A 1,384-nucleotide genomic window follows, 5' to 3' on the forward strand; every position below is an offset into this window, starting at 1 on the left:
GTAGTCGTCACAGACCAATTTGCCCTGCCAGTCACCCAGGAAGGTACGGGCGTGTTCACCCGCCCGGCTTGGGGCGAAGTCGTAAACGGTGGCTTTCAGGTCCGAGAACGGTGTGGTGCAGTAAGCCCAGACGTAGGCCTTGTGGGCTTTCTTCTTACCCGGAGCCAACATGCTGACCGGCGTTTCATCGGCGTGCAGAACGTTGTGTTCCAGCAAGGCGTTTCTCAACGCATCTGCTAGGGGCTGCAACTGCACACCGCAGGCACCGACCCATTCGGCGAGTGTTGAACGGGGTATTTCCAGGCCGGCACGGCCGAAGATGCGTTCCTGACGGTACAGTGGCAGGTGGTCCGCGTACTTGGCCACCAACACCTGAGCCAGCAGGCCGGCGGTGGGGATGCCCTTGTCGATCACCTGCGGTGGTACCGGTGCCTGGATCAAGGTCTCGCACTGCTCGCAGGCCCACTTGCCCCGGATGTGGCGCTCCACCGTGAACTCGCCCGGGACGTAATCCAGCTTCTCGCTGATGTCTTCGCCAATACGCTTGAGCTGGCAGCCACACTGGCACCGGGTATTGTCCGGTTCGTGGTGGATCAGGGTACGGGGCAGCTCCGGTGGCAGCGGGGTGCGCTTAGGCTTCTGCTTGGGTCGAGCGGCCTTCTGCTCCTCAGTCATCGCCTGGTCCAGCTCGGCTTCGATGGCAGCCAGGTCGCTGTCGATCAGCTCGTCCAGGAGCTTGCCCTGAACGGCATCGAGTTGCTCACTGCGGCGGGCGAACTTGTGACGTTTGAGGATGGCGACTTCGTGGGTCAGCTTCTCGATGATGGCATTGCGGCGCACCAACTCCCGCTCCTTCCAGCCCAAGGCTTGATCCTTGGCGTCCAGAGAGTCCATCAGTTCCGTCGCCAGAGCGCGGAGCTGATCGGCTGAGAGTTGGTTGATATCGGGGCGCTGAGTCATGCCGCCTAGTATGCCAAGTCTCTGTTCGGCAGGCGATTCGCGGTTCTGGCTATAGCGGCATCACAGCACTTGTGATTACAGGATGCAGATGACGCCCTCCGCGCCAATGCGCTGCCAGGGCAGGCCCTGAACCAAGGCAGACAACTGTTCCTCGGTCAGGCGCAGTTGGTCACCACGCCAGGTTTCGCCCCAGTGGAATTTGCCCCGGTTCAGCCGGCGGGCGCACAACCAGATGCCCAGGCCATCATGGATCAGCACCTTCATCCGATTGCCTCGCTTGTTGGCGAACAGGTAGGCGCAATGGGGTTTAGCCGAACCGAATACCTGAATAACCCGCGCCAGGGCCTTGTCGGGTCCGGCCCGCATATCCAGCGGTTCGGTGGCCAGCCAGATCTCATCAATGCGGATCATCCCAACAGATCCC

The 1,384-nt window shown here is 61.6% G+C and carries 2 protein-coding genes; both read right to left on the bottom strand.

Annotated elements, in window-relative coordinates:
* Nucleotides 1-960, bottom strand: a 960-nt coding sequence (tnpC, locus tag Q668_RS16410; protein ID WP_022990717.1) for an IS66 family transposase, incomplete at its 3' end; no start/stop codon positions are given.
* A 75-nt stretch (nt 961-1,035) separates the two neighbouring features.
* Nucleotides 1,036-1,384: IS66 family insertion sequence element accessory protein TnpB (gene tnpB / locus Q668_RS16415; RefSeq protein ID WP_227498389.1), on the bottom strand; the 349-nt coding region annotated here is incomplete at its 5' end.

The sequence above is a fragment of the Marinobacter sp. ES-1 genome (assembly GCF_000475255.1).
Lineage (GTDB): Bacteria > Pseudomonadota > Gammaproteobacteria > Pseudomonadales > Oleiphilaceae > Marinobacter > Marinobacter vinifirmus.